Source organism: Streptomyces sp. SCL15-4, assembly GCF_033366695.1.
GTDB lineage: Bacteria > Actinomycetota > Actinomycetes > Streptomycetales > Streptomycetaceae > Streptomyces.
Map to the genome: position 1 here is coordinate 1,514,386 of NZ_JAOBTQ010000001.1, position 20,421 is coordinate 1,534,806.

Consider the following 20,421-nt stretch of genomic DNA (forward strand, 5'->3'; position numbering starts at 1 on the left):
CCAACGTCAGATGCTGTCACCTCGCCGGGCATACATGGGCACGTTGGCCCTTCAGTGTGCGCCTGCGCGGGCATCTGCTTCCTCCTGTGTCCCCGGCGTGCGTCCCCGAGGATCCTCAGGTCGCGCGGAGTCCCATGCCGTTCGCGTCGAGACGCCGGTCGATCGGAGGGGTGGGTTCAAATACGTCGCTGCCCCGGGCGGCGCGGGGCAACTACCGCGGACGGCGTCGGGGGCCGTGCGACGAGGCGGGAAGAAGATGTACTTCGCGCGCCCCCGGGCGCCGGGTGCACCGCGGGGCGCTCCCATGTGGGCCTTGGTCAGCCGGTCCGCAGGGGCGATGAGGGCGAAGCCGAACCGCTGCCGAGGTCTTCCGTCTGACCTGGTCGGCGCCGTACTCGTCCGTCGGCGTGCACGCCGCGCCGAGGCTGTGGGCGTCGGCCTCGGCGCACACCCGGCTCGGCTTCCTCGCCAGCGCGGTGGCGGATGACGAGCCGGCAGGCCCTGCCCGCTGCCGGGTGTGCCCCCGGCTCAGTCCTGGGCGGCGGCGTGGGACCGGATCGTCGTCCAGATCCGGTGGACGGCCGCCTCGTCGGTGTACGGGGAGCCCAGCGCGGCCCGCAGGACCGGCCGGCCGTCGACGGTGGCGGACGTGCACAGTACGACGGGATCTCCGGTGAGGCGTTCGGCGAGGTCGCGGGTCCGTGCGTCGGTGTCGCGGCGGAAGACGACCAGGCCGAGGCGGTGCACGACGACCTCGAAGCCCGGTTCCGCCTCGATCAGCCGGGCCAGCAGCGCGGCGAGGCGGACATCGTGACGGATCGTCTCCCGCAGCCCCTCCAGCCCGTGGGCACGCATGACGTACCACAGCTTCAGGGCCCTCATCGGGCGGCCGAGCGGCACCTGCCAGTCCTTGAAGTCGACGACGGTCCTCGACTCGCTGGCCGGGTTGCGCAGGTAGGACGCGGTCAGGCCCACGGCGTCGGTGAGGGCCGTGTGGTCCGCGACCCACAGGACGTCGCACGGGATGCCGGTACGCATCCACTTGTGGGCGTTGACCGCGTAGGAGTCGGCGTGTTCCAGCCCGGCGTTACCGTCGCGGAACTCGGGGCAGAGTGCGGCGCTGCCGGCGTAGGCGGCGTCCACGTGGAGCCACACCCCGCGCTCCCGGCAGACCGCGCCGATCTCGGGTACGGGATCGGTGGCGCAGGTGGTGGTGGTGCCGACGGTGGCGACGACGGCCGCGGGAACCAGTCCCGCCGACCGGTCCGCGTCCATCCTGGCGGCGAGCGCGGCCGGGTCCATCTCGTGGGTGCCGGGCAGCAGGGGCACCTGGACGGCCTCTCCGGCACCGGCGATCCGTACCGACTTGGGCACGGACGCGTTGGTCTGTGCGGTGCAGTAGACCCGGTGGCGGCCCTCCGTGCCGTGCGTGCGCCAGCGTCCTCGGGATGCCCGGTGGAGCGCCGCGACCACCGCGACGAGCACGGCGGACGACGCCGAGTCCTGGATCACCCCGCCTCCCCGGCCAGAGGCGTGCGTGAACCGCTGCGGCAGGGCGAGGGCCCGGGCCAGCCAGTCGCAGACCCGCTGCTCGAGTTCGGTCGCGCCCGGCGACGACGACCACATCATGCCCTGCACGCCCAGCCCCGCCGTGACCAGCTCCGCCAGTACGGAGGCGGGCGAGTTGTTGGTCGGGAACCAGCCGAGGAATCCGGGATGCTGCCAGTGGACCAGTTGCGGCACGATCGTGCGCCAGGTGTCGTCGAGGATCTCCGCCAGGTCCTCGCCCTCCTCGGGCGCCTCCTCGGGGAGCGCCTTCGAAGTGGTGCCCGGCGGGCCGGACGGCACCACGGGGAGTTCCGCGGCGGCAAGTGCTCGCCAGTGGGCCGCGAGCCGCTCGGCGGCGTCGGCGGCGACGGCAGGGAAGACCTCGTCGTTCATACGCCGACGCTAGGCGCGGTACCTCCGGCAACTTCTTCCGCGCAACCCGTGGTCACCCGTACGAGCCTCCAGTGGCCGCCTCCGCCCGAACTGCTGCCCGCCTCTCGTGCCGCACTGCGGGACGGTGTCCGGTCTACGCCCTCCCCGCCATACCCGGTCAAGCCTCAGGACGCCGACCGCGACGCGTACTTCGGCCGTGCCCGCACCTCACGGGTGCCCACCGCCGCCCTCGCCCGGGCGCTGCCGGCGACCACCGCGGAGGTAACCGTCTGGGCCGGCCCCGCCGACCGGCGGGCCCTTCGCGGGGCACTGACGGCCTGCCGGCTGCTCGGCCCCCGCCACGGCCTGACTCGGCATCGCCGCCGTCGTCGTCAGCGCGTACGACGGCGGGGACGGGCGAAGACGCCTTGGGCAGGTGCAAGGCCGACCACCGGCTGTTCCTCGCCCTCACCCGGTCCGTCGTCGCCCTCCGCGACGCCACCCGCTACGCCGACGCCGAGCAGCACCGGCTGATGGACGTTCTGGCCGCGGCCCGGCTGCCGCGTCCGGTCCCGCCGCGCGGCCTGGACAGCGGGGAGCGCAGGCTGAAGGGGTACACCCCACCGACGAACGGGAACCGGCCGAGTCGACACCCGGCACGGCACTTTTCCGGTTCCTCCCTCATGCGCGGCCGGGGCGCGGTTGGATGTCCTCATGACCTCCGCCGAGCACGCGCGGCTGATGCGCGCCAACCAGGCGAACTGGGACGCCCGCACTCCGGTCCACGTCACCAGCCGGTTCTACGGCCTGGACGAGGGCCTGGATCCGGAGCGCTGGTTCGCCGAGTTCGAGTGGGAGGACCTCGGCGAGTTGTCCGGCCGGGACGTGCTGCACCTCCAGTGCCACCTCGGCACGGAGACGCTCGCCCTCGCCCGGCGTGGAGCCCGGGCGGTCGGCCTGGACTTCTCCGCGGCGTCCGTGACGGTCGCGCGGGACCTCGCCGCGAAGTCGGGCCTCGACGTCACCTATGTCCAGGCCAACGTGTACGACGCCGTGGCGGCGCTCGAGGGCCGGCGGTTCGACGTCGTCTACACCGGCAAGGGCGCCCTGTGCTACCTGCCCGACCTCGGCCGGTGGGCGGATGTCGTGGCCGGGCTTCTGCGGCCGGGCGGGCGATTGTACATCGTGGAGTTCCACCCGCTGCTCAACGCGCTCGGCCCGAAACCGGGTCCGGACGAGGGACCGGAGCTGCTGCTGCGCCACGACTACCTGGGGGGCTCCGGTCCGGTGCACCGGGACGCCACCCACACCTACACCGACGGCCCGGCCGTCGAGGGCGCCACGGACAGTTACGAGTGGATGCACGGAATCGGAGAGGTCGTGAACGCGTTGACGGATGCGGGAATGGGCATCCGGCGACTGCGGGAGAGCGACGAACTTCCCTGGCCGCGCTGGCCGCGGATGGTCCGTACGGACTCCGGCTGGTGGCGGCTGCCCGAGCCGCGGATCCCCCTTTTGTACGGCCTGCTGGCCGTTCGTTGAGCCTCCTTCCGCCGGCAGCGGTACAGGGCGAGCGGCAACGAGCAGCACGCGTGCTTGCCCTACTGCTCCCCGGAATGTTGCCTTGCCGCAGGGTGTGCGGCGGCGGATTCCCGACGGCATCGGGCTCGGACCCCTGGTGACCGATGAGGTCATGCCGACCAGGATGCCGCGCAACGTGCTGCCCAACGGGCCGCCCTACGCCCGCAGGCGCGCTGAGTCGCTGGGCGGCCGGCTGACGCTGGACAGCGAGATCGGCCGCGGCACCGAGGTGCCCGTCGAGATCCCCGCCTCCCCCGGCCGGTCGGCGGCGGAAGCGGCGCACGTGGCGGCGACGGGACGTACGCGCCCGGTGGCGGGCTCGTTCGTGGTGGTCGACGACGAGGCGTTCGTCGCGGCCGTCCGTCCGCTGCTGGGCGAGGTCGCCGGGTCCGTCACCTTCCTCCGCGACGGCTCCCATGCCGCCGCCACCGTCGGGCGGGAGCGACCGAACGCCGCGCTGCTCGGCCTCAACATGCCCGGTGTGGACAGCTACGAGGTGTACCGGCTGCCGACCGCGCATCCCGCGACCGCGCGGACACCCGTGGTCGTGCTGACCGCACTGGACGCGGCGACGACCTCGCCGTCCCGCTGCCCGGCGGCGACATCCGGTACGTGGGCCGCGGCGACCGCCAGGTGAAGGTCCGCGGCCACCGCGTGGAGCTCGGCGAGATCGAAAGCGCGCTGCTCGCCCACACCGGGGTCAAGGACGCGGTCGCCGCCGTCCGGGAAGCGGCGCAGGTCCTTCAGTGACGGGGCCTCCCCGACGGGAATGACGTAGGCGACCACCTCCGGGAAGTCGGTGTCCTGGGAACGAAAGTCGCCTGCCGGCCCGGGACCGGGAGCGAATGCGGCGCGCGGACGGGTACTCGCCCGCCGGGACGCGCCCTAGACTGCGACCGCTCCGAAATCTGACGATCTTCTGGAGGGTGTGCACGATGAACCGAGTTCTCATCACCGCTTGCGCGGCAGCGGCATTGGCCGTGTCCGGGGGCAGCACCACCGCCTCCGCTGCCGAGGCCCCGCCACGGACCACGCACGGCCCTTGCCAGTACACCCAGACCCCGGACGAGCCGGCGGCGCGGCCGGTTCCCCTGCCGCCCGACCCGCGGCACACCCCCGCTCACGGCACGGTCGACACGGCTGTCCGGACCAGCCAGGGACCGCTCCCGCTGCGGCTGGACCGGGCGGAGGCGCCGTGCACGGTCCAGAGCTTCGTGCACCTGGCGCGGCACCGGTTCTACGACCGCACGGTGTGCCACCGGCTGACGGCGTATCCGACGCTGAAGGTCCTGCAGTGCGGTGACCCGACCGGCTCCGGCGAGGGCGGCCCGGGGTACGCGTACAAGGACGAGCTGCCGGTGGACCTGCCGCCGGCACCGACCGATCCGACCGGAGCCCGCCGCCTCTACGGGCGGGGTCTGCTGGCGATGGCCAACGCCGGGCCGAACACGAACGGTTCGCAGTTCTTCGTCGTCTACGGCGACTCCGCGCTGCGACCGAACTACACGGTGTTCGGCACGGTCGGTGCCGCCGGCCTGAAGACGCTCGACAAGGTCGCTGCCGCCGGCACCGAGCCGACCCCGCAGGACCCGGCCCCTGTCGACGGCACGCCCGCCCTGCACACCGAACTGCTCAGCGTCCGCCCGTCCTGCCGGTCCTGATGAACGTGCGGTGCGGTCACCAGGAATCCGGCTGACGCCGTCGGCCTCGTCAGGGACCGCCCCCGGGAACGACGGCGGCCCGGACGGTGCCGCGTGTCCGAGCCGCCCCGCCCGTCACGCGGTCCGGTGTCGGTGTGTCAGGCGGTGGGTTCATCATGCAATGACGAAAAAACGCAAGCGGAGCGGCGAGCCAGTGCGCGAGCTGCGCAGTAAGGCGAAGATCGTCGAGTCATCGTAGAACGGGCCTGCTGTTCGCGCGAACGCGGAACAAACAGTAGACGAGCGGAACCGGGACCTGGACCTCGTCGCGGATGACGATACCCAGCGCATGGCACGCCGACCCGCTGTCGGCCTTGGGAGCCCCGCACCGCGCAGGCTGAGGAGAACCCGTGAGGCACGGTCGCGGCGCACATTTCACCTCGATGCTGACGCGCTGGCCAGGGCCTGCCAAACCTCGGCTGCGGGGAACGGGGTGCGCTTGGTCTCCGTAACAAGTCGACGGGCGAAGCCGTCCATGACGACGGCGTGCGGGGCATGGCGATCAATGATCGCCGTGATCCCGGGAGGAACGCCGTCGGGGCGGCGGCCTGCGATCCATTCGTGCAGGAAAGTCCCGATTTCCGTGTCACCGCGCACGGCCTCGGGTAGATGGTGACGCAGCAGATGCCACGGTGCGTAGCAGCGGTCATACGTGAGGTGGTCGGCGAGGAAGGCGGCTTCCTGAGCCGAGAGTTCGAAGTGGCGGCTGAGAGCAAGCCCGAAGTCCGCGAAGTACACCTGTTGGCCGTCGGTCAGGAGGTTGGCGAAGTGCGCGTCGAAGTGCACCAGCCCGCGTGAACTCATGAACTCGGTCCCCTGCACCAGCGCGTCTTCCACCCACAGGTAAGAGGAGTCGCCTCCTGGCTCCGTGCCGGCCGCGTCACGGGTGGCGCTGAGCCAGGCCGCGAGTGTCTGAGGCACGTGTTCCAGGAAGAGCACCAGGCTGAGGGAGGATCTTCCGATGGCTTCCAGCCGATGACGTACGGCGGGCGATCCCTCCCAATGCGCGACGGCTCCCTCGACGCCTCCGAACTCATCGGCGAAGCCGGCAGGAGGCCGGTCCGGCAGAACTCGCCAGTGATACATGAGCGGGAAACCGGCGAACTCGTCCCCCAGGACCCAAGCGGTGGTCATGACGTGCGCGGCCAGTTCACGCCAAGCACCGAACCCTGCCGATCCCACCCCGTACTGGTAGTAGAGGGGGAGCTCGAACAGGTTGGCGGTCGAGCGCACATGCTCCGGCCGTAACTCGATGTCCGTCAGCGGAATCCGCTTGACGAAGACAGGTATCCCCGCGACCTCCATCTCGCCCCGTCTGCCACCGATGCCCGAGCCCAGTGACGGAGCGGCAGCCACCGCATCGCCGAGCCTTCGGTCGCTGAGCAACGACAGCTGTGCTCCTACGGCCGCGTAGGCGGATAGACGCGCGGCGGGGAGTGACTCGGTCTCATCCATAGGTGGCTCCTGCCTGACATCACACTGACCGCTGACGATCATGCCAGGCGTCCCAACGCGGCTCCCGAAGTTGCCGTCAACGGCGGCACGTGAGCGGAACCCCCACCTCCTGGTCGCTGGACCCTTCGCTCACGTCGTCGCGTCCACGGCCCGGTCGTCCAGCGGGTCGGCCAGGGGCAGCAGGACGCGGAAGGTGCAGCCCTGGCCGGGGGCGGTGTCGAGGGTGATCTGGCCGGCGTGGGCGGTGACGAGGGCGTGGGCGATGGCGAGGCCGAGGCCGGAACCGCCGGTGGCACGGGTGCGGGAGTCGTCGGTGCGGTAGAAGCGGTCGAAGACGTGGGCACGTTCGGTGGCGGTGAGGCCGGGGCCCTGGTCGGCGACCTCCAGGACCGCGTGCCGGCCGACGGTGCCGACGCCGATACGGATGGGGGTGCCGGGAGGGGTGTGGGTGACGGCGTTACCGATGAGGTTGGTGACGACCTGTCGGAGCCGGGCCTCGTCGGCGTGTGCCGGGGCGGTGGCGGGTTTTCCGCCGCCGGGCCCGGTCAGGGTCACCGGACGCGTGGCGTCCAGGGCCTGGACGTCGTGGAGGGCGTCGGCGGCGAGGGTGCGCAGGTCCATGGGGGCGAGGTCGAGGGCGAAGACGGACTGCCTGGCGGTACGCGTGCCGCCGGTGGCCGCGCCCTCGGTGTCCTCGTCCAGGCGGGCGAGGAGGAACATCTCCTCGACGAGGCGGGTGAGGCGTGCGGACTCCTCGGCGATGCGGGTCATCGTCTGGTCGACGTCCTCGCGGGAGGGTATGGCGCCCATGCGGTACAGGTCGGTGTAGCCCTTGATGCCGACGAGCGGCGTCCGCAGTTCGTGGCTGGCGTCGGCGAAGAAGCGCCGGGTTCTCGCCTCGGCCTCCGGGCGGGCCCGGAGGCCGAGGCGATGCGGCCGAGCATCTGGTTGGAACAGGTGGTCAGGCGTCCCACTTCGGTGTTCGGGGCGGCCAGTTCGGGAACGCGGTGGGAGTAGTCGCCGGCGGTGATCGGGGTCGCGGTCTCCTCGATCCGGGTGAGGGGGCGCAGTCCGGAGCGTACGGCGAACCAGCCGGTGACGCCGAGGATCGTGAGCAGCGCCGCGCCTGCCGTCAGGGAGAGGTTCCGGGTCTTGGTGACAGTGCGATGCACCTCTTCCAGGGAGGTGGCCACGACGACGCTGCCGCGGGGCGCGGAGCTGTCCGGGGGGAAGACCTGGGCGGGCTGGGTCAGCGCGATGACCCGCCAGGGGTGCTCGCCACCGCGCGCGGGCACGGTGAAGGGGCGGCCCCGGTGGGCGAGGACGGTGGCACGGTCGAGACGGGGCAGGTCGGGACCGCCGCCCGGGGGTGCGGTGCTGGCGTCGAAGGTCCTGCGGGTGGCGCCGGTGTCGTCCACGTACGTGACGGTCGTGTCGCCGAGCACGCTGAGGGCGCGCACGCTCGGCGGGGTGCCGGCCCCGGACGGCGGTGCCAGCCGGGCGGCGATCTGTCCGGTCAGGACGAGCCGGTCGTCCACCCGGTCCTGGAGGTAGCCGCGCAGGGCCGTGGTGACGAGCAGTCCCGTGCCGAGCAGACCGACGGCGACCAGTGCGACGGACAGGCACAGCAGACGGGTGCGCAGCGACATCCGGCCGAGCCTCGCCGTGGGCGAAGGGAAGCGCCTCACGGCCGGGGCTCGCGGATGACGTACCCGACGCCGCGGACGGTGTGGATGAGTTTGGGCCCGTCGGTGTCGACCTTGCGGCGCAGGTAGCTGATGTAGGTGTCGACGATGCTGGGGTCGCCGCCGAAGTCGTACTCCCACACGCTGTCCAGGATCTGGCTCTTCGACATGGTGCGTCCGGCGTTGGCGACCAGGAAGTGCAGGAGGCGGAACTCGGTCGGGGACAGCCGTACGCTCCGCCCCGCCCGGGTGACGTGGTGGCTGTCGGGTTCGAGCTGCAGATCGCCGACGGTGAGGCGGGCCGGCGACTCGCCCCGGGTGCGGCGCAGTACGGCGTTGATGCGGGCGATCAGCTCCTCCAGGTCGAAGGGTTTGGTGACGTAGTCGTCGCCGCCGAGGCGCAGTCCGTGCAGCCGGTCCTGCCGGTCCTCGCGTGCGGTGACGAAGAGGACCGGCACGTCGCCGCCCCGGCCGGGCAGCGCTGAGCGGGGCTGGGCGCGCAGCCGGCGGATCACCTCGAAGCCGTCCATGTCCGGGAGCATGACGTCCAGGAGGACCAGGTCGGGGGCGTGCCGTGCGGCCAGGTCGAGGGCTTCCCGGCCGGTGGCGGCGGCGTCGACGTCGAACCCGGCGTAGCGCAGGGCGGTGCGCAGCAGCTCCCTGACGGTGGGCTCGTCGTCGACGACGAGCAGGTGGTCCGGGCGGCCCGCGGTGCGCGGGGGAGGTGTCGGTGCCGCCATGGTCGTGGTTCGCCGCCTTCCCGGATGCCACGGTGCCGCTCTTCGCGGGCGTTGCTCAACGTTCTTCTCAGGAGATCACATGGCCTCAGGGGACCGGGTCCGATGTGAGGGCGCGGCGCCCGGACGCGGTACCGGACGCTCCCGCGGGGCGTTCGCGGCGCCCTGCCCGTCGGCCCTGGAGGCGGCTTCCGCCGTACGCGGCGAGGGCGGCCGCGACGAACGCGGTGAGCGCGGACAGCCGGGGGCTCGTGTCGAGGCCGGCGCGCAGGCCGCCCATCTCGCTGCCCATGAGGCTGACGCCGAGGCGCAGTGAGCCGCGCGCGAGGTAGGGGAGCACGAACGTCGCGGCACCGACCGCGATGCCCATGCGCAGGGCGGTGTCCGTGTGGCGGTCCAGGAAGGCGTCCGCGTCCTCCCGAGCGGTGCGGGCCGGGGTGCGGGCGGCGGCGACGTATCCGGCGAGGAGCAGCAGGAGCAGGGTGAGCAGCAGTCCGATCACCCACAGTGGTACGCCTGCGCCGGCCCAGTGTCCGAGGTCCACCACACGGTCCCGGTCCGACGCGCCGTCCTGCTGCCCCGTGCCGAGCATGCCGGCCATCCCGCCGCCCTCGGGCCGCAGCCGCCGCACCCCCGCCTCCCAAGAGGTGCCCGCCCCCGTGGTGAGCAGTGCGGCGATCAGGTTGGGCCCGGCGAGCAGCAGCACGCCCGCGGCCTCGGCCGCCCGCTCCCGGCCGGTCAGCGCCGCGGCCCCGGCGAGTACGGCGACGGCCAGGGCGACGCAGCACAGCACGGCCGCGGACCCCGCCAGGGCGGACAGGACGGCGTTCCACTTCAGCCGCGGCCCGCCGAGGGCGACGGGGCGGGGCAGCGTCGTACGGCGGGCGGCGAGGCAGCCGACCGCGAGGACGGCGACCACGCCCAGCCAGCCGAGGAACGCGGTGGTGACGACATCGGTCCGGAAGTCGACCGAGGACAGGCCCGAGGCGAACCCACCGCCTGCCCCGCCGCCGAACCGGCCGGAGCCGGCGCGTTCGGCGATCCTGTCCTTGACGTTCTCCGGCAGCCGGACCGTGCCTCGCGCCAGGACGGCGCACACCGGGAGGGCCACCGCCGTGATCGCCAGTGCGCCGCCGCACCGCGCCCACAGCATCGCGGGGGTGGGCCGTGCCCGGCGGCGCAGCGGCCGGAAGAACCCCGTGGCCAGGACGGCTGTACCCAGGAAGGACAGCGTCAGGGGGGTCAGCGCCACCTCACCGGCCAGCCCGAGGCTCAGGCCACCGCCCCCGCCGAACAGTCCGCCGAGTCCTCCCGCGGCGGCGGACCCGGCGGCCCCGGCGGCCGACTCCAGGGTGACGCCGCCGCCGACGGCGAGGCTCACCAGCACCGGCACCAGCCGGGCAACCGGTGCGACGGCGCCGGCACCGAGGAGGACGAGGGCCGCCCAGGCGGTGGCGGACATGGTGACGAGGGCGGTCACGGCGGCGAGGGCGCCTGCGAGAGCGTGACGCCACACGGGAAGGGAGGGGCGGGACGGCGGTGCGGACATGAGCGGACTCCTCCGGACGGGGAACGGGGTTCAGGTACCGGAGACACGGCCCGCGGCCACGTCGACGGGGGCGGCCCCGCCCGCCTCGGCCACGCCTTGGCGCGAGGACTCCAGCCGCTCTCCCTCCACGTCGAGTTCGGGCACGAGCCGGTCCAGCCAGCGGGGAAGGCTCCAGGCCCGCCGGCCGAGGAGGGCCAGCACCGCCGGGACGAGCGTCATGCGGACGACGAACGCGTCGAAGAAGACGGCGGCGGCGAGCCCGAACCCGATGGTCTTGAGGATCTGCTCCTCGGAGCCCAGGAACGCGGCGAACACCGAGACCATGATCACCGCGGCGGCGGTCACCACCCGTGCGCTGTGCTCGAACCCGCTGACCACGGAGTCCTTCGGCGACTGCCCGTGGACGTACGCCTCGCGCATCCGGGTCACCAGGAACACCTCGTAGTCCATGGCGAGGCCGAAGACGACACCCACCATGAAGATCGGCATGATCGACACCACCGGCCCCGGTTCCGTGACGCCGAAGACGGACCCCATCCATCCCCACTGGAAGACCGCGACCACCGCGCCCAGCCCGGCCAGCACCGACAGCAGGAAGCCGAGCGCGGCCTTGAGCGGGACGAGCAGGGAGCGGAAGACGGCGATGAGCAGCACGAACGCCAGACCGACCACGAGGGCCAGGTACGGGATCAGCGCGTCCGACAGCTTCTGCGAGACGTCGACGTTCATCGCGGTCGTGCCGGTGACCAGCACCCGGGCGCCGGCGTCCCGGACGAGCGCCGGTTCGCGCAAGGCGTGCACGAGGTCGGCGGTCTGCGTGCTGCTCGGGGACGCGGCCGGTACGACGCTCAGTACGGCGGTGTCACCGGAGGCGCTCAGCCGGGGCTTTCCGACGGCGGTGACGTCCCCGCGTCCGTCCAGGCGCTTGGTGACATTCTTCGCGGCCTGTCCGGCGCTGCCGCCGTCCTCGGCCTGGACGACCACGGTGAGCGGGCCGTTGTAGCCCGGTCCGAAACCCTCGGCGATCATGTCGTAGGCCCGGCGCTGGGTCGTCGAGACGGGCTTGCTGTCGTCGCCGGGCAGGCCCATCTGCAGGGACGCGGCCGGGAGCGCGACCACGCCGAGCAGTACGACGCCGCCAAGGAGCACGGTGACCGGGCGACGGGTGACGAACCGGGCCCAGCGCACGCCTGTTCCCGGTCGCTGCCGGCCCTTCCGACGCCGTGGGCGGACCGGTCCGATCCGGCGTCCGCAGAGCCCGAGGAGGGCGGGGATCAGGGTGATGGCGATCAGTACCGCGATGACGACCGTGCCGGCCGCGGCGAGACCCATCTGGGTCAGCAGCGGAATGCCGACCACGGACAGGCCGGCGAGGGCGATGACCACGGTGAGCCCGGCGAAGACGACCGCCGACCCCGCGGTGCCCACCGCGTGCCCGGCCGCCTCCTCCCGGCCGCGTCCGCGCGCGAGTTCGGCCCGGTAGCGGGAGACCACGAACAGCGCGTAGTCGATGCCCACGGCCAGTCCGATCATCACGGCGAGGCTGGTCGTCGTGGAGCCGAGGCCCAGCGGTTCGGCCAGCACCCGGATGACCAGCGCGCCGAAGCCGACGCCGAGCACGGCGGTCAGCAGCGGCAGTCCGGCCGCGAGCAGCGAGCCGAAGGTGAGGACGAGCACCACGGCGGCCACCGCGAGGCCCGCGGCCTCGGAGGAGTGACCCGCGCCCTTGGCCTCGACGGCGTTGCCGCCCGCCTCCACGGACAGCTCCGGCGAGGCGGCCCGCTCGACGGTGTCCCGCAGCGCGGTGCGGGAGCCGTCCTCGAGCTTCGAGGCGGACACCTCGTAGGACACCTGGGCGTAGGCGGTGGAGCCGTCCTTGCTCACGGAGTGGGTGGTGAAGGGGTCGGTGACGCGCGCGACCTGCGGATCGTCCCCGAGGGCCCGGACCGTCTCCCCGATGGCCCGGCGCGTCTGCGGGTCGGTGACCTTGCCGTCCTCGGCCCGGAACACGACCCGGGCGGTCGCTCCGTCCGCCTTCAGCTCGGGGAAGTCCTGCTCCAGCAGGTCGTACGCCTGCTGTGCCTCGGTGCCGGGCATGGAGAAGTCGTTCGGCGGCGCGGCGGGGGCGCGTCCGGCCAGCACCCCCGCCCCCACGAGCAGTACCACCCACAGCAATGCGACCGGCCGGCGCCTCCGGAAGGAGAACCGGCCCAGCCTGCAGAGGAATGTCGCCACGGAAAGGGCTCCCAGTCGGATCGGGCTTGCAGAAGTTCCGCCGCCGACGCTGTCAGCCCTCTCTGACCGGACCCGGAGAGATCCTGGGAGTTTCCTGGGAGTCCCGGCCGCCACCATAGGGATGTAACGGACATGGCCACCATCGGTGCGGCCCGGTTCACAGGAAGCTCCCGGACGGGGTCAGCCCAGGCCGGCGAGGTGCGCACCGATCCGCAGGAACGCCCGGACGAACGGGGCGACCGGCACGGACGGCGAAATGACCTGGGAGCCGAAGTGGACGACGACGAGGTCGAGTCCGGGCGAGACGAAAAGCCGCTGGCCGTGGATGCCGCTGGCCATATAGGAGCCGTACGGGTCGTTCGGGATCCACCACAGGTCGTGGTACGACAGCGTGGCCGGCGCCGTCGGCGGAGCGGCGGGGAAGCGCACGCGGCGGGGATAGCCGTCGGGGACGGCGGCGGTGATGGACGTGACCACCTCCTCCGGCACGACCTGCCGGCTGCCGACAGCCCCGCCGCATCGCAGCATCTCCCCCAGGCGGGCCACATCACGGGCCGTGGCGCTGAAGCCGCCGCACGCCGCCTCGACACCTTCGCCGTCGAGGACGTAGTAGGCGTCCTCCTCCGCGCCGATCCGGGACCAGATCAGCTCGCCGAGCAGGGCCGAGGTGCTCAGACCGGTGACACGGCGCAGCACTTCGGCGAGCGCCTCGACGTTGCCGTTCTCGTAGCGGAACTCCGTTCCCGGTGCCCCGGTGGCGCGGGCGGTCAGGAGGTGCTCGCGGATGGTGCCCGGACCGCTGTAGCCGAACGGGCGCAGCCGGGGGGCTATGACGGCGTGGTAGCGCTGGGCCTCGATGGCCTTGTCGTAGGGCCGGCCGGCATAACTGACCTGCGTGCCCATGTGCAGCAGGTCCTCGACACGGGCCTCGCCGAAGGCGGTTCCGGCGAGTTCGGGGACGTAGGCGTCGGTACGGGCCGAGCGGTCCAGGGCCCCCTCGTGCGCCAGCGTCGCCGCGAGCAGGCCGAGGTAGGACTTGGCCGCCGACGCGTTGAAGTGGGGGTCGTGGGGTGCGGCGCCGTGCGGATACGCCTCGTGGACGACCACGCCGCGGTGCAGGACGAGGAAGGCGTCGGTCTGCGCCGTCGCGAACAGGTCCGGCAGGGTGGCCGTCGCAGCGCCGAGGCCGAGGTCGAGCGTGTCGAGGGCGGCGGGCTCGCTGGGGAGGGGCCGGGCGGGGCCGGGGCCGCGCCAAACGCGGCGGCTCGGGGAGAGTTCGCGGCCGGCCGAGGTGAAGCGGCGGATCCAGCCGGGGTCGGTGTAGCCGCGGGTCCACAGCAGGTCGCCCAGCCGGGCGTCCGTGTCGGTCATCTCAACTCCGTTGACGCAGAGGTCTTGAACGAGGACGCCGTTAACGTACAACCTGTTCGTTAACTACGACAGCGCGCGGCGCCCGCCTTCCCGCCTTCGGGCGCCGCACGAGCCTGGAGATCCCCGCCCTCGCACCGGGGGTGCCGCCTCCACTCCCTCCCGAGCCGCAGGAGTGCCCCATGGCCGAACCGTCCTCGTCCGCACCATCCCGCCGGGACGCCGCGGCGGCCTCACCGCGCGCCGGGGAACCGGACCGGCGGCACGCATGGCTGATCGCCGCGATGATCGTGACGTTCATGCTGGTCAACTACGCCGACAAGTCCGTCCTGGGGCTGGCGGCCGTGCCGATCATGGACGAACTCGACATCAGCAACAGCACCTACGGCATGGTCTCCAGCTCGTTCTCGCTGCTGTTCAGCCTCTCCGGGCTGGCCGTCGGCTTCGTCTCCGCCCGGGTCTCCAGCCGCGCACTGCTGTTCGGCATGGCCGTCGTATGGGCGGTGGCCCAGTTGCCGGTGCTGTTCGTGGCGTCGGTGCCGGCCCTGGTCGCCGGGCGGGTGCTCCTGGGGGCGGCCGAGGGACCGGCGGCGTCGATGTCGATGCACGCGCTCTACAAGTGGTTCCCGGCGGACCGGCGGGGGCTGCCCTCGGCGCTGCAGATCGCGGGCGCGGCGCTCGGCACGATGGTGGCCGCGCCGGCCGTGACGGGACTGATCAGCGCCTTCGGCTGGCGGTCCGCGTTCTGGGCTCTGGCCGTACTGAGTCTGGTGTGGGCGCTGGCGTGGTGGCGGGTGGGACACGACGGCCCCTACGGCGAGACCCGTACGGCGACCGCCGTGGTGGCCGGGCAGCGGCTGCCGTACCGACGCCTGCTGCTGAACGGAACGGTGCTGGGCAGCATCGCCGGGGCGTTCGGCGCGTCCTGGGCCCTGGCGCTGAGCCACGCATGGCTGCCCGCGTACCTGCGCACGCAGCTCGACATGACGCCGGGCGCGGCGGCCACGCTGATCAGCGCGGTCTCGGCGCTCAGCCTCGTGCTGCTGCTGTCGGCGCCGCCGCTGCTGGACACGCTGCGCCGCCGGGGCCTGTCGGACCGGTGGTCACGCGGTGTCCCGCAGGGGATCGCGGTGGCGGTGGCGGCGCTGGCCATGACCGCGCTGCCGTTCGTCGACGCCCGGGGTGCCCATCTCACGCTGCTGGCCGTGGCGTTCGGGGGCCACGCCATCGTCTTCCCGCTGCACTACATGACGACCTCGGCCGTCGTCCCTCCGCCCCAGCGGGGCGCGGTGTTCGGCATCGTCGCGGCGTCCGGGACCCTGCCGGGACTGTTGGCCCCGTATCTGACCGGGTACCTGCTGGACTCCGCGCCCTCGCAGAACGCCGGGTACACCCACGCGTTCCTGCTCTCCGGCGGGGTGATGCTGGTGTGCGGGCTGGTCTCACTCCTCACGGTCCGGCCGGACCGGGACGCACGACGCCTGAGCCCGGACACGGAGCAGTCGGCCGGGGACGTGCGGCGGCCGTGCCTGGGCACACAGCGACCGGGCGAGGACGCGTAAGCGGCCGGGCGGGACGCGGGGCGGTCCTCCACCCCGGACGACCGGACCCCGCCCCCCTGAATCACCCCGGCGCGGACACTCCCCCCGGCCCCAAGGCGCCCGGTCCCGCCGCCCAGGCCGGCGACTCGAAGCCGCTGGCCCAGTAGCGGCCGCGCATCGCGAGGTCGAGCAGCATGCGCACGACCTCCTCCGCGGGCAGGGACGGTGCGTCCTGCTCGACCCACCAGCGCAGTACCGCCAGCTGCTCCCCCACCCACACCCGGGCGAGCAGCTCCGGGTCGATGCGCGGCTTGACGGCGTTGCGCTCCGCGCGCGCCCGGAACTCTTCCGCGGTGGCGCGCGCGCAGGCGTCGACGAACATCCGCAGGGGCTTGCCGTCCCCCTCACCGCGCAGCACGATCCGGTACAGGTCGCGTTCCTCGCGCGCGTGCCGCAGCATCTCCAGGACCGGCTTTCCGGTGAAGCCGACCGCGCTGTCGGCGACGGCCGGGGCCAGCCGCTCGCCAAGTTCCGTCAGCAGGTCGGCCGTCACCCGGGCGAACAAGTCCTCCTTGTCCCGGAAGTGGGCGTAGAAGGTCGCCCGGGCCACGTCCGCGCGCTCGGTGATGTCCTCCACGGTCAGCGCGGTGAAGCCACGTTCCAGAACGAGTTCCACCAGGGCCGCCCCCAGCGCGCGCCTCGACCGTCTGGTCCGTCTGTCCTCGGCCATGGAGCCCTCCTCGATCCTCGCGCCTCGGTGCGCGCCCAGTGTAGGAGAGCCTTGACATGCGAACAGTTACTGAACAGTCTGTATGACATTGATCAGCCAGTCCGGCAGTGGAAGGCCACAGACTGCCGTCGTCTCCCGACACACGCCTCGGAGAGGTCTTCATGAACCTCGGCACCTACTTGTCCCGCAGCGCCCGCTACTGGCCCGACGCCCCTGCACTCGTCTGCGCGGACCGCTCCTGGACCTTCACCGAACTCGACCGCTCGACCGACCGCCTGGCCTCCGCCCTGGCCGCCCGTGGCCTGCGCCCCGGTGACGCCGTGGCCTCGCTCGCGTGGAACCGCGGCGAGCTGGTGGAGGTCGAATTCGCTCTGTACAAGGCAGGATTGACACGGGCCCCGATCAACGCCCGCCTCGGACGCGGCGAGATCGAGCACATCCTGCGCTACGCCCCCGTCCGCGCCCTGGTCTTCGACGCGGCCCATCGCGAGGACGCCCTCGCCGCGATCACCTCAGCCGGCACCGGCTGCCTGCCCGTCCCGCTGGACACGGAAGGGGCGGACGGTGTCCCGTACGACGCCCTGCTGGCCGAGGGCGCGGAGACTGCGTTCCGTGTCGAGGTCGACGAGTCGCAGCCCTGCGTCCTGAACTTCACCTCCGGTTCCACCGGAGCGCTGAAGGCCGCGGTGCAGACGGTCGGCAACCGCCTGGCCAACATGCGCAAGCTGCTGATGGCCGACGAGTCCCGTCCCCGTCCCGGCACCCGTTACCTGGCCTGCGGCCCCATCACCCACGCCACCGGGATGGGCCTGCTGGCGGGAGTGTTCGGCGGCTCCACGACGTATGTCCTGCCCACCTGGAGCCCCGGGGGCTTCCTGGAGACGGTGGAGAAGGAGCGCATCACCGCCACCTTCCTGGTGCCCGCCATGGTGAACATGGTCCTCGCCCACCCCGGAGCCGAGCGCTATGACCTGTCCTCCTTGACGAGCGTGCGCGTCGGCGGCGCACCCATCTCACCCCGACGGCTGCGCGAAGCGGTGGAGTTCTTCGGCCCGGTCGTCGCCCAGGGCTACGGGCTCGGCGAGACCACCAGCGTGGTCGCGGCCCTGAGCGGCGAGGAGATCGCCCGCGCGGTGAAGGAGGATCCGGAATTGCTCCAGTCCTGCGGACGTGCCGCCTACGACACCGAGATACGCGTCGTGGACGAGGCGGGCCGCGAGCTGGGGCCCCGCGAGATCGGGGAGGTCATCGTGCGCGGGCCCGACTGTGTGCGCGAGTACTGGAAGGAACCCCGGCTGTCCGCGGAGACCTTCCGTGAGGGCTGGGTCCACACAGGAGACCTCGCGTGGATGCGGGAGGACGGTTATCTGTTCCTGGTCGACCGCAAGAAGGACATGATCATCTCGGGCGGCTTCAACATCTATTGCACCGAGGTGGAGGCCGCCCTCTACGAACACCCCGCCGTCCAGGAGGTGTGTGTCGTCGGTATTCCGGACGAGCGGTGGGGCGAGGCCGTGAAGGCGGTCGTGGTACGCCGCCCGGACACGACCGTCACCGCCGAGGACCTGATCGCCTTCTGCGCCGGCCGACTCGACCGCCTCAAGAAGCCCCGCTCCGTCGACTTCGTCACCGAACTCCCCCACAACCGCAACGGCAAGCTCGACCGCAAGGCGGTGCGCGAGCCGTTCTGGGCGGGCACCGCCCGCCGCGTCAACTGACCACTCCACGAAGGACTTACCGGTGACATTTTCCCTGCGCCCCACCTACGCCGACGCACGAACCGCCGAACTGGTGGACCGTCTGCGCGACTACCTCGACGGCGAACTCGCCGACCACGAGCGCGAGCACGGCATCACCCCGGCCACCCGCCTCACCCGCGCCGACCTCGTACCGGTCTGGCGCCGCAGCCGCGAACTCGGCTTCTACGGCATCCACCTGCCCGAGGAATACGGCGGACAGAACCTCAGCTACTCCCAACTCGCCGCGCTGAAAGAGGAAATCGGCGCGAGCGGGCGCGTCCTCGCGCACAGTGTGCTCGGCGACATGGGCGGTCCACTACGGGCCGGTGACATCCTCCAGCACGCCACCGCACACCAGCTGGACACGTACCTGCTCCCGCTCATCCGGGGCGAGCGGGCCTGCTGCTTCTCCCTCACCGAGACCGACGCCGGCTCCGACGTCCGCTCCATGCGCACCGTCGCCGTACGCGACGGCGACGGCTACCGGCTGACCGGACACAAGGTCTTCTCCTCCGCCGGCCCCTTCGCCGACTTCGCGATCGTGGTGACCCGCATGGCCGGCACCGGCGAGAAAGAGGGCGAGAAACCGAGGTTCTCCGCCTTCCTCGTGGACCTGGAAAGCCCCGGCTGCCGGGTCGAGGACGGGGCGACACCGATGTCCGGCGAGCACATCGAGAGCGACATCGTCCTGGAGGACTGCCACGTTCCCGCCGCCAACCTCCTGGGCGAGGAGGGCAACGGCATGCGCATCGCACTCGGCAGGGTCACCACCAACCGCCTGCTGCACTGCCCGACCGTGCTCGGCGCCACCCGCCGCGCCCTGCAGCTGACCCTGGACCGCACCCGCACCCGCCAGGTCTCCGGCAAGCCCCTGCTCATGCTCCAGGCCATCCAGCACAAGGTCGCCGACATGGCCACCGACTTCTACGCCGCCCGCTCCATGACGTACGCCGCGCTGGCGGCGCTGGACGAGGGGCGTGAGGTGCCCGCGGAGGCGTTCATGTGCAAGCTGTTCGTCGCCGAGTCCGCCTTCCGCATCCTCGACGAGGCCGTACAGATCCACGGCAAGGACGGCCTGACCCAGGGCAACGAGATCGAGTACCTCTTCCGCAAGATCCGCATGTTCCGGGTGCTCACCGGCACGTCCGAGATCCAGCGCAACGGCATCGCCAAGCTCCTGGCCTTCCAGCACTGACCTCAGCCGGCCGTGCCATCCGGCCCGAGCAGGCGGCGTCGACCGGCCACCGGGTCTGGCGGCGCCAGTTGCCGTCGTCGAGGTGGCGGCCGGGCCGGCCCTTGGTGATGGTGGTGAAGACCAGCGCGTCACGGTCGAGCCGGTGGATGTGGCGTTCGAGCGCCTCCAGGACGTGAGGCGGGAGCGGGACCTCGCGGCGGCTCTTGGAGCTCTTGGGGTACTCCTTGATGCCGCTCTCGGTGTTGACCTCCACCACGAACAGGCGCGAGCGGCGCCGGTCGATGCGGTGGCAGTGCAGACCGGAGAGTTCGCCCCAGCGCAGCCCGGTGTAGAAGCCGAGCAGGCACATCGTCTTGCACGCGGTGGGGAGTTCGTCCAGAATGCTCTGCGCCTGGTCGAGCGTGAACCACTGCGACGGCTTGACGGCGATCGGGGGCAGGTCGATGCTGCGGCACAAACTCACCGCGATGACGTCGTCGTCGACGGCCGCCCGCATGATGGAGGACGTCAGGTTGTAGGCCCTCTCGATACCCCAGGCACGGGCCCGGGCCTTGAGCGGGAAGCTCTCGCTGAACCGGTCTCCGCTCCGTTGCGTACGGTCGGCTGCCACTTGCCTGACGTCAACTTGCGCAGGTACGCGGTACCACTCCTTTGTTCGGGGATGAGGGACAGGCTGACAGCACGAGGTCAGCGGTGGTTGCGCGGGGAAACGACCGACCTGCTGGCGATGAACTCCTCCAGATACCGGGAGGATCTGGGTTCCGGCGTCCCAGGGATAGACGACGTCCTGCTCCACTGGGCCGGTACCCTTCCGGCCCGGGGTCCGGAGCCGGGCTGGCCGGGCCTGGCCGAGCAGTTGCAGGGCACGCTGAAGGCCCCGTCGGCCGGGATCGCGCCTGGACAGCGGCCAGGCTGGCTCGGGGGGCTGTGGGCCGGTAAAGGTGGTGACTGGGCGAGCGGCTCGATGTCCCCGGCAGCCCGCCGCA

Annotated in this window: 16 protein-coding genes; 6 read left to right on the plus strand and 10 right to left on the minus strand. The window is 72.2% G+C overall.

The features are described from left to right. Positions 1 to 528: 528 nt before the first annotated feature. Complete coding sequence (locus tag SCK26_RS06280) at positions 529 to 1,941, minus strand: pyridoxal phosphate-dependent decarboxylase family protein (protein ID WP_318200257.1); 1,413 nt, start codon at positions 1,939 to 1,941, stop codon at positions 529 to 531. A gap of 693 nt (positions 1,942 to 2,634) precedes the next feature. On the opposite strand from SCK26_RS06280, the gene SCK26_RS06285 reads away from it, so the two are divergent. The 3 genes from SCK26_RS06285 to SCK26_RS06295 all read left to right on the plus strand — a co-directional run bounded on the left by SCK26_RS06285 (position 2,635) and on the right by SCK26_RS06295 (position 5,162). After that, positions 2,635 to 3,462 (plus strand): class I SAM-dependent methyltransferase, encoded by an 828-nt coding sequence (locus SCK26_RS06285; RefSeq protein WP_318200258.1) that lies wholly within the window; start codon positions 2,635 to 2,637, stop codon positions 3,460 to 3,462. Positions 3,463 to 3,613: 151 nt separating this feature from the next. Continuing rightward, positions 3,614 to 4,138, plus strand: a complete 525-nt coding sequence (locus tag SCK26_RS06290) for a hypothetical protein (RefSeq protein WP_318200259.1) — start codon at positions 3,614 to 3,616, stop codon at positions 4,136 to 4,138. 298 nt (positions 4,139 to 4,436) lie between these two features. Continuing rightward, positions 4,437 to 5,162 (plus strand): peptidylprolyl isomerase, encoded by a 726-nt coding sequence (locus SCK26_RS06295; RefSeq protein ID WP_318200260.1) that lies wholly within the window; start codon positions 4,437 to 4,439, stop codon positions 5,160 to 5,162. Between the two features lie 414 nt (positions 5,163 to 5,576). Here the strand turns inward: SCK26_RS06295 and SCK26_RS06300 are convergent, their stop codons facing one another. From SCK26_RS06300 to SCK26_RS06330, 7 genes are all read right to left on the minus strand, one after another. Then, on the minus strand, positions 5,577 to 6,656 hold the full coding sequence (locus SCK26_RS06300; protein ID WP_318200261.1) for a protein kinase family protein: 1,080 nt from the start codon (positions 6,654 to 6,656) through the stop codon (positions 5,577 to 5,579). 129 nt (positions 6,657 to 6,785) lie between these two features. After that, the gene (locus tag SCK26_RS06305) at positions 6,786 to 7,514 is read right to left on the minus strand and encodes a HAMP domain-containing sensor histidine kinase (RefSeq protein WP_318205932.1); all 729 of its coding nucleotides are present in this window, start codon (positions 7,512 to 7,514) and stop codon (positions 6,786 to 6,788) included. Continuing rightward, the gene (locus tag SCK26_RS06310) at positions 7,424 to 8,305 is read right to left on the minus strand and encodes a hypothetical protein (RefSeq protein ID WP_318200262.1); all 882 of its coding nucleotides are present in this window, start codon (positions 8,303 to 8,305) and stop codon (positions 7,424 to 7,426) included. Before SCK26_RS06310 ends, SCK26_RS06305 begins: the two co-directional genes overlap by 91 nt. 35 nt (positions 8,306 to 8,340) lie before the next feature. Continuing rightward, the gene (locus SCK26_RS06315) at positions 8,341 to 9,081 is read right to left on the minus strand and encodes a response regulator transcription factor (protein WP_318200263.1); all 741 of its coding nucleotides are present in this window, start codon (positions 9,079 to 9,081) and stop codon (positions 8,341 to 8,343) included. 85 nt (positions 9,082 to 9,166) lie between these two features. Beyond that, on the minus strand, positions 9,167 to 10,627 hold the full coding sequence (locus tag SCK26_RS06320) for a streptophobe family protein (RefSeq protein WP_318200264.1): 1,461 nt from the start codon (positions 10,625 to 10,627) through the stop codon (positions 9,167 to 9,169). 30 nt (positions 10,628 to 10,657) lie between these two features. Continuing rightward, on the minus strand, positions 10,658 to 12,862 hold the full coding sequence (locus SCK26_RS06325; RefSeq protein ID WP_318200265.1) for an MMPL family transporter: 2,205 nt from the start codon (positions 12,860 to 12,862) through the stop codon (positions 10,658 to 10,660). Between the two features lie 180 nt (positions 12,863 to 13,042). After that, positions 13,043 to 14,233, minus strand: a complete 1,191-nt coding sequence (locus tag SCK26_RS06330) for a serine hydrolase domain-containing protein (RefSeq protein WP_318200266.1) — start codon at positions 14,231 to 14,233, stop codon at positions 13,043 to 13,045. A gap of 179 nt (positions 14,234 to 14,412) precedes the next feature. Between SCK26_RS06330 and SCK26_RS06335 the strand changes: the two genes are divergently transcribed. Next, positions 14,413 to 15,792 (plus strand): MFS transporter, encoded by a 1,380-nt coding sequence (locus tag SCK26_RS06335; protein WP_318200267.1) that lies wholly within the window; start codon positions 14,413 to 14,415, stop codon positions 15,790 to 15,792. Between the two features lie 61 nt (positions 15,793 to 15,853). On the opposite strand, the gene SCK26_RS06340 is transcribed toward SCK26_RS06335, so the two are convergent. Next, positions 15,854 to 16,501, minus strand: coding sequence for a helix-turn-helix domain-containing protein (locus SCK26_RS06340; RefSeq protein WP_318200268.1), 648 nt, complete (start codon positions 16,499 to 16,501; stop codon positions 15,854 to 15,856). A 161-nt stretch (positions 16,502 to 16,662) separates the two neighbouring features. Here SCK26_RS06340 and SCK26_RS06345 point away from each other — a divergent pair, with 161 nt between their 5' ends. Then, positions 16,663 to 18,219 carry a class I adenylate-forming enzyme family protein gene (locus SCK26_RS06345; protein ID WP_318200269.1) on the plus strand — a complete coding sequence of 519 codons (1,557 nt, stop codon included), beginning with the start codon at positions 16,663 to 16,665 and terminating at the stop codon, positions 18,217 to 18,219. A gap of 22 nt (positions 18,220 to 18,241) precedes the next feature. After that, on the plus strand, positions 18,242 to 19,435 hold the full coding sequence (locus tag SCK26_RS06350) for an acyl-CoA dehydrogenase family protein (protein ID WP_318200270.1): 1,194 nt from the start codon (positions 18,242 to 18,244) through the stop codon (positions 19,433 to 19,435). Here the strand turns inward: SCK26_RS06350 and SCK26_RS06355 are convergent. Continuing rightward, entirely contained in the window at positions 19,374 to 20,045 is a 672-nt protein-coding gene (locus SCK26_RS06355) for a tyrosine-type recombinase/integrase (RefSeq protein WP_318200271.1), read from the minus strand. The genes SCK26_RS06350 and SCK26_RS06355 overlap by 62 nt on opposite strands. Positions 20,046 to 20,421 lie beyond the last annotated feature (376 nt).

Coding starts and splice junctions, on each gene's coding strand:
- SCK26_RS06335 (WP_318200267.1), top strand. CDS start 14,413: ATGGCCGAACCGTCCTCGTCCGCACCATCCCGCCGGGACGCCGCGGCG.
- SCK26_RS06330 (WP_318200266.1), bottom strand. CDS start 14,233: ATGACCGACACGGACGCCCGGCTGGGCGACCTGCTGTGGACCCGCGGC.
- SCK26_RS06280 (WP_318200257.1), bottom strand. CDS start 1,941: ATGAACGACGAGGTCTTCCCTGCCGTCGCCGCCGACGCCGCCGAGCGG.
- SCK26_RS06315 (WP_318200263.1), bottom strand. CDS start 9,081: ATGGCGGCACCGACACCTCCCCCGCGCACCGCGGGCCGCCCGGACCAC.
- SCK26_RS06285 (WP_318200258.1), top strand. CDS start 2,635: ATGACCTCCGCCGAGCACGCGCGGCTGATGCGCGCCAACCAGGCGAAC.
- SCK26_RS06320 (WP_318200264.1), bottom strand. CDS start 10,627: ATGTCCGCACCGCCGTCCCGCCCCTCCCTTCCCGTGTGGCGTCACGCT.
- SCK26_RS06310 (WP_318200262.1), bottom strand. CDS start 8,305: ATGTCGCTGCGCACCCGTCTGCTGTGCCTGTCCGTCGCACTGGTCGCC.
- SCK26_RS06290 (WP_318200259.1), top strand. CDS start 3,614: ATGCCGACCAGGATGCCGCGCAACGTGCTGCCCAACGGGCCGCCCTAC.
- SCK26_RS06345 (WP_318200269.1), top strand. CDS start 16,663: ATGAACCTCGGCACCTACTTGTCCCGCAGCGCCCGCTACTGGCCCGAC.
- SCK26_RS06340 (WP_318200268.1), bottom strand. CDS start 16,501: ATGGCCGAGGACAGACGGACCAGACGGTCGAGGCGCGCGCTGGGGGCG.
- SCK26_RS06295 (WP_318200260.1), top strand. CDS start 4,437: ATGAACCGAGTTCTCATCACCGCTTGCGCGGCAGCGGCATTGGCCGTG.
- SCK26_RS06300 (WP_318200261.1), bottom strand. CDS start 6,656: ATGGATGAGACCGAGTCACTCCCCGCCGCGCGTCTATCCGCCTACGCG.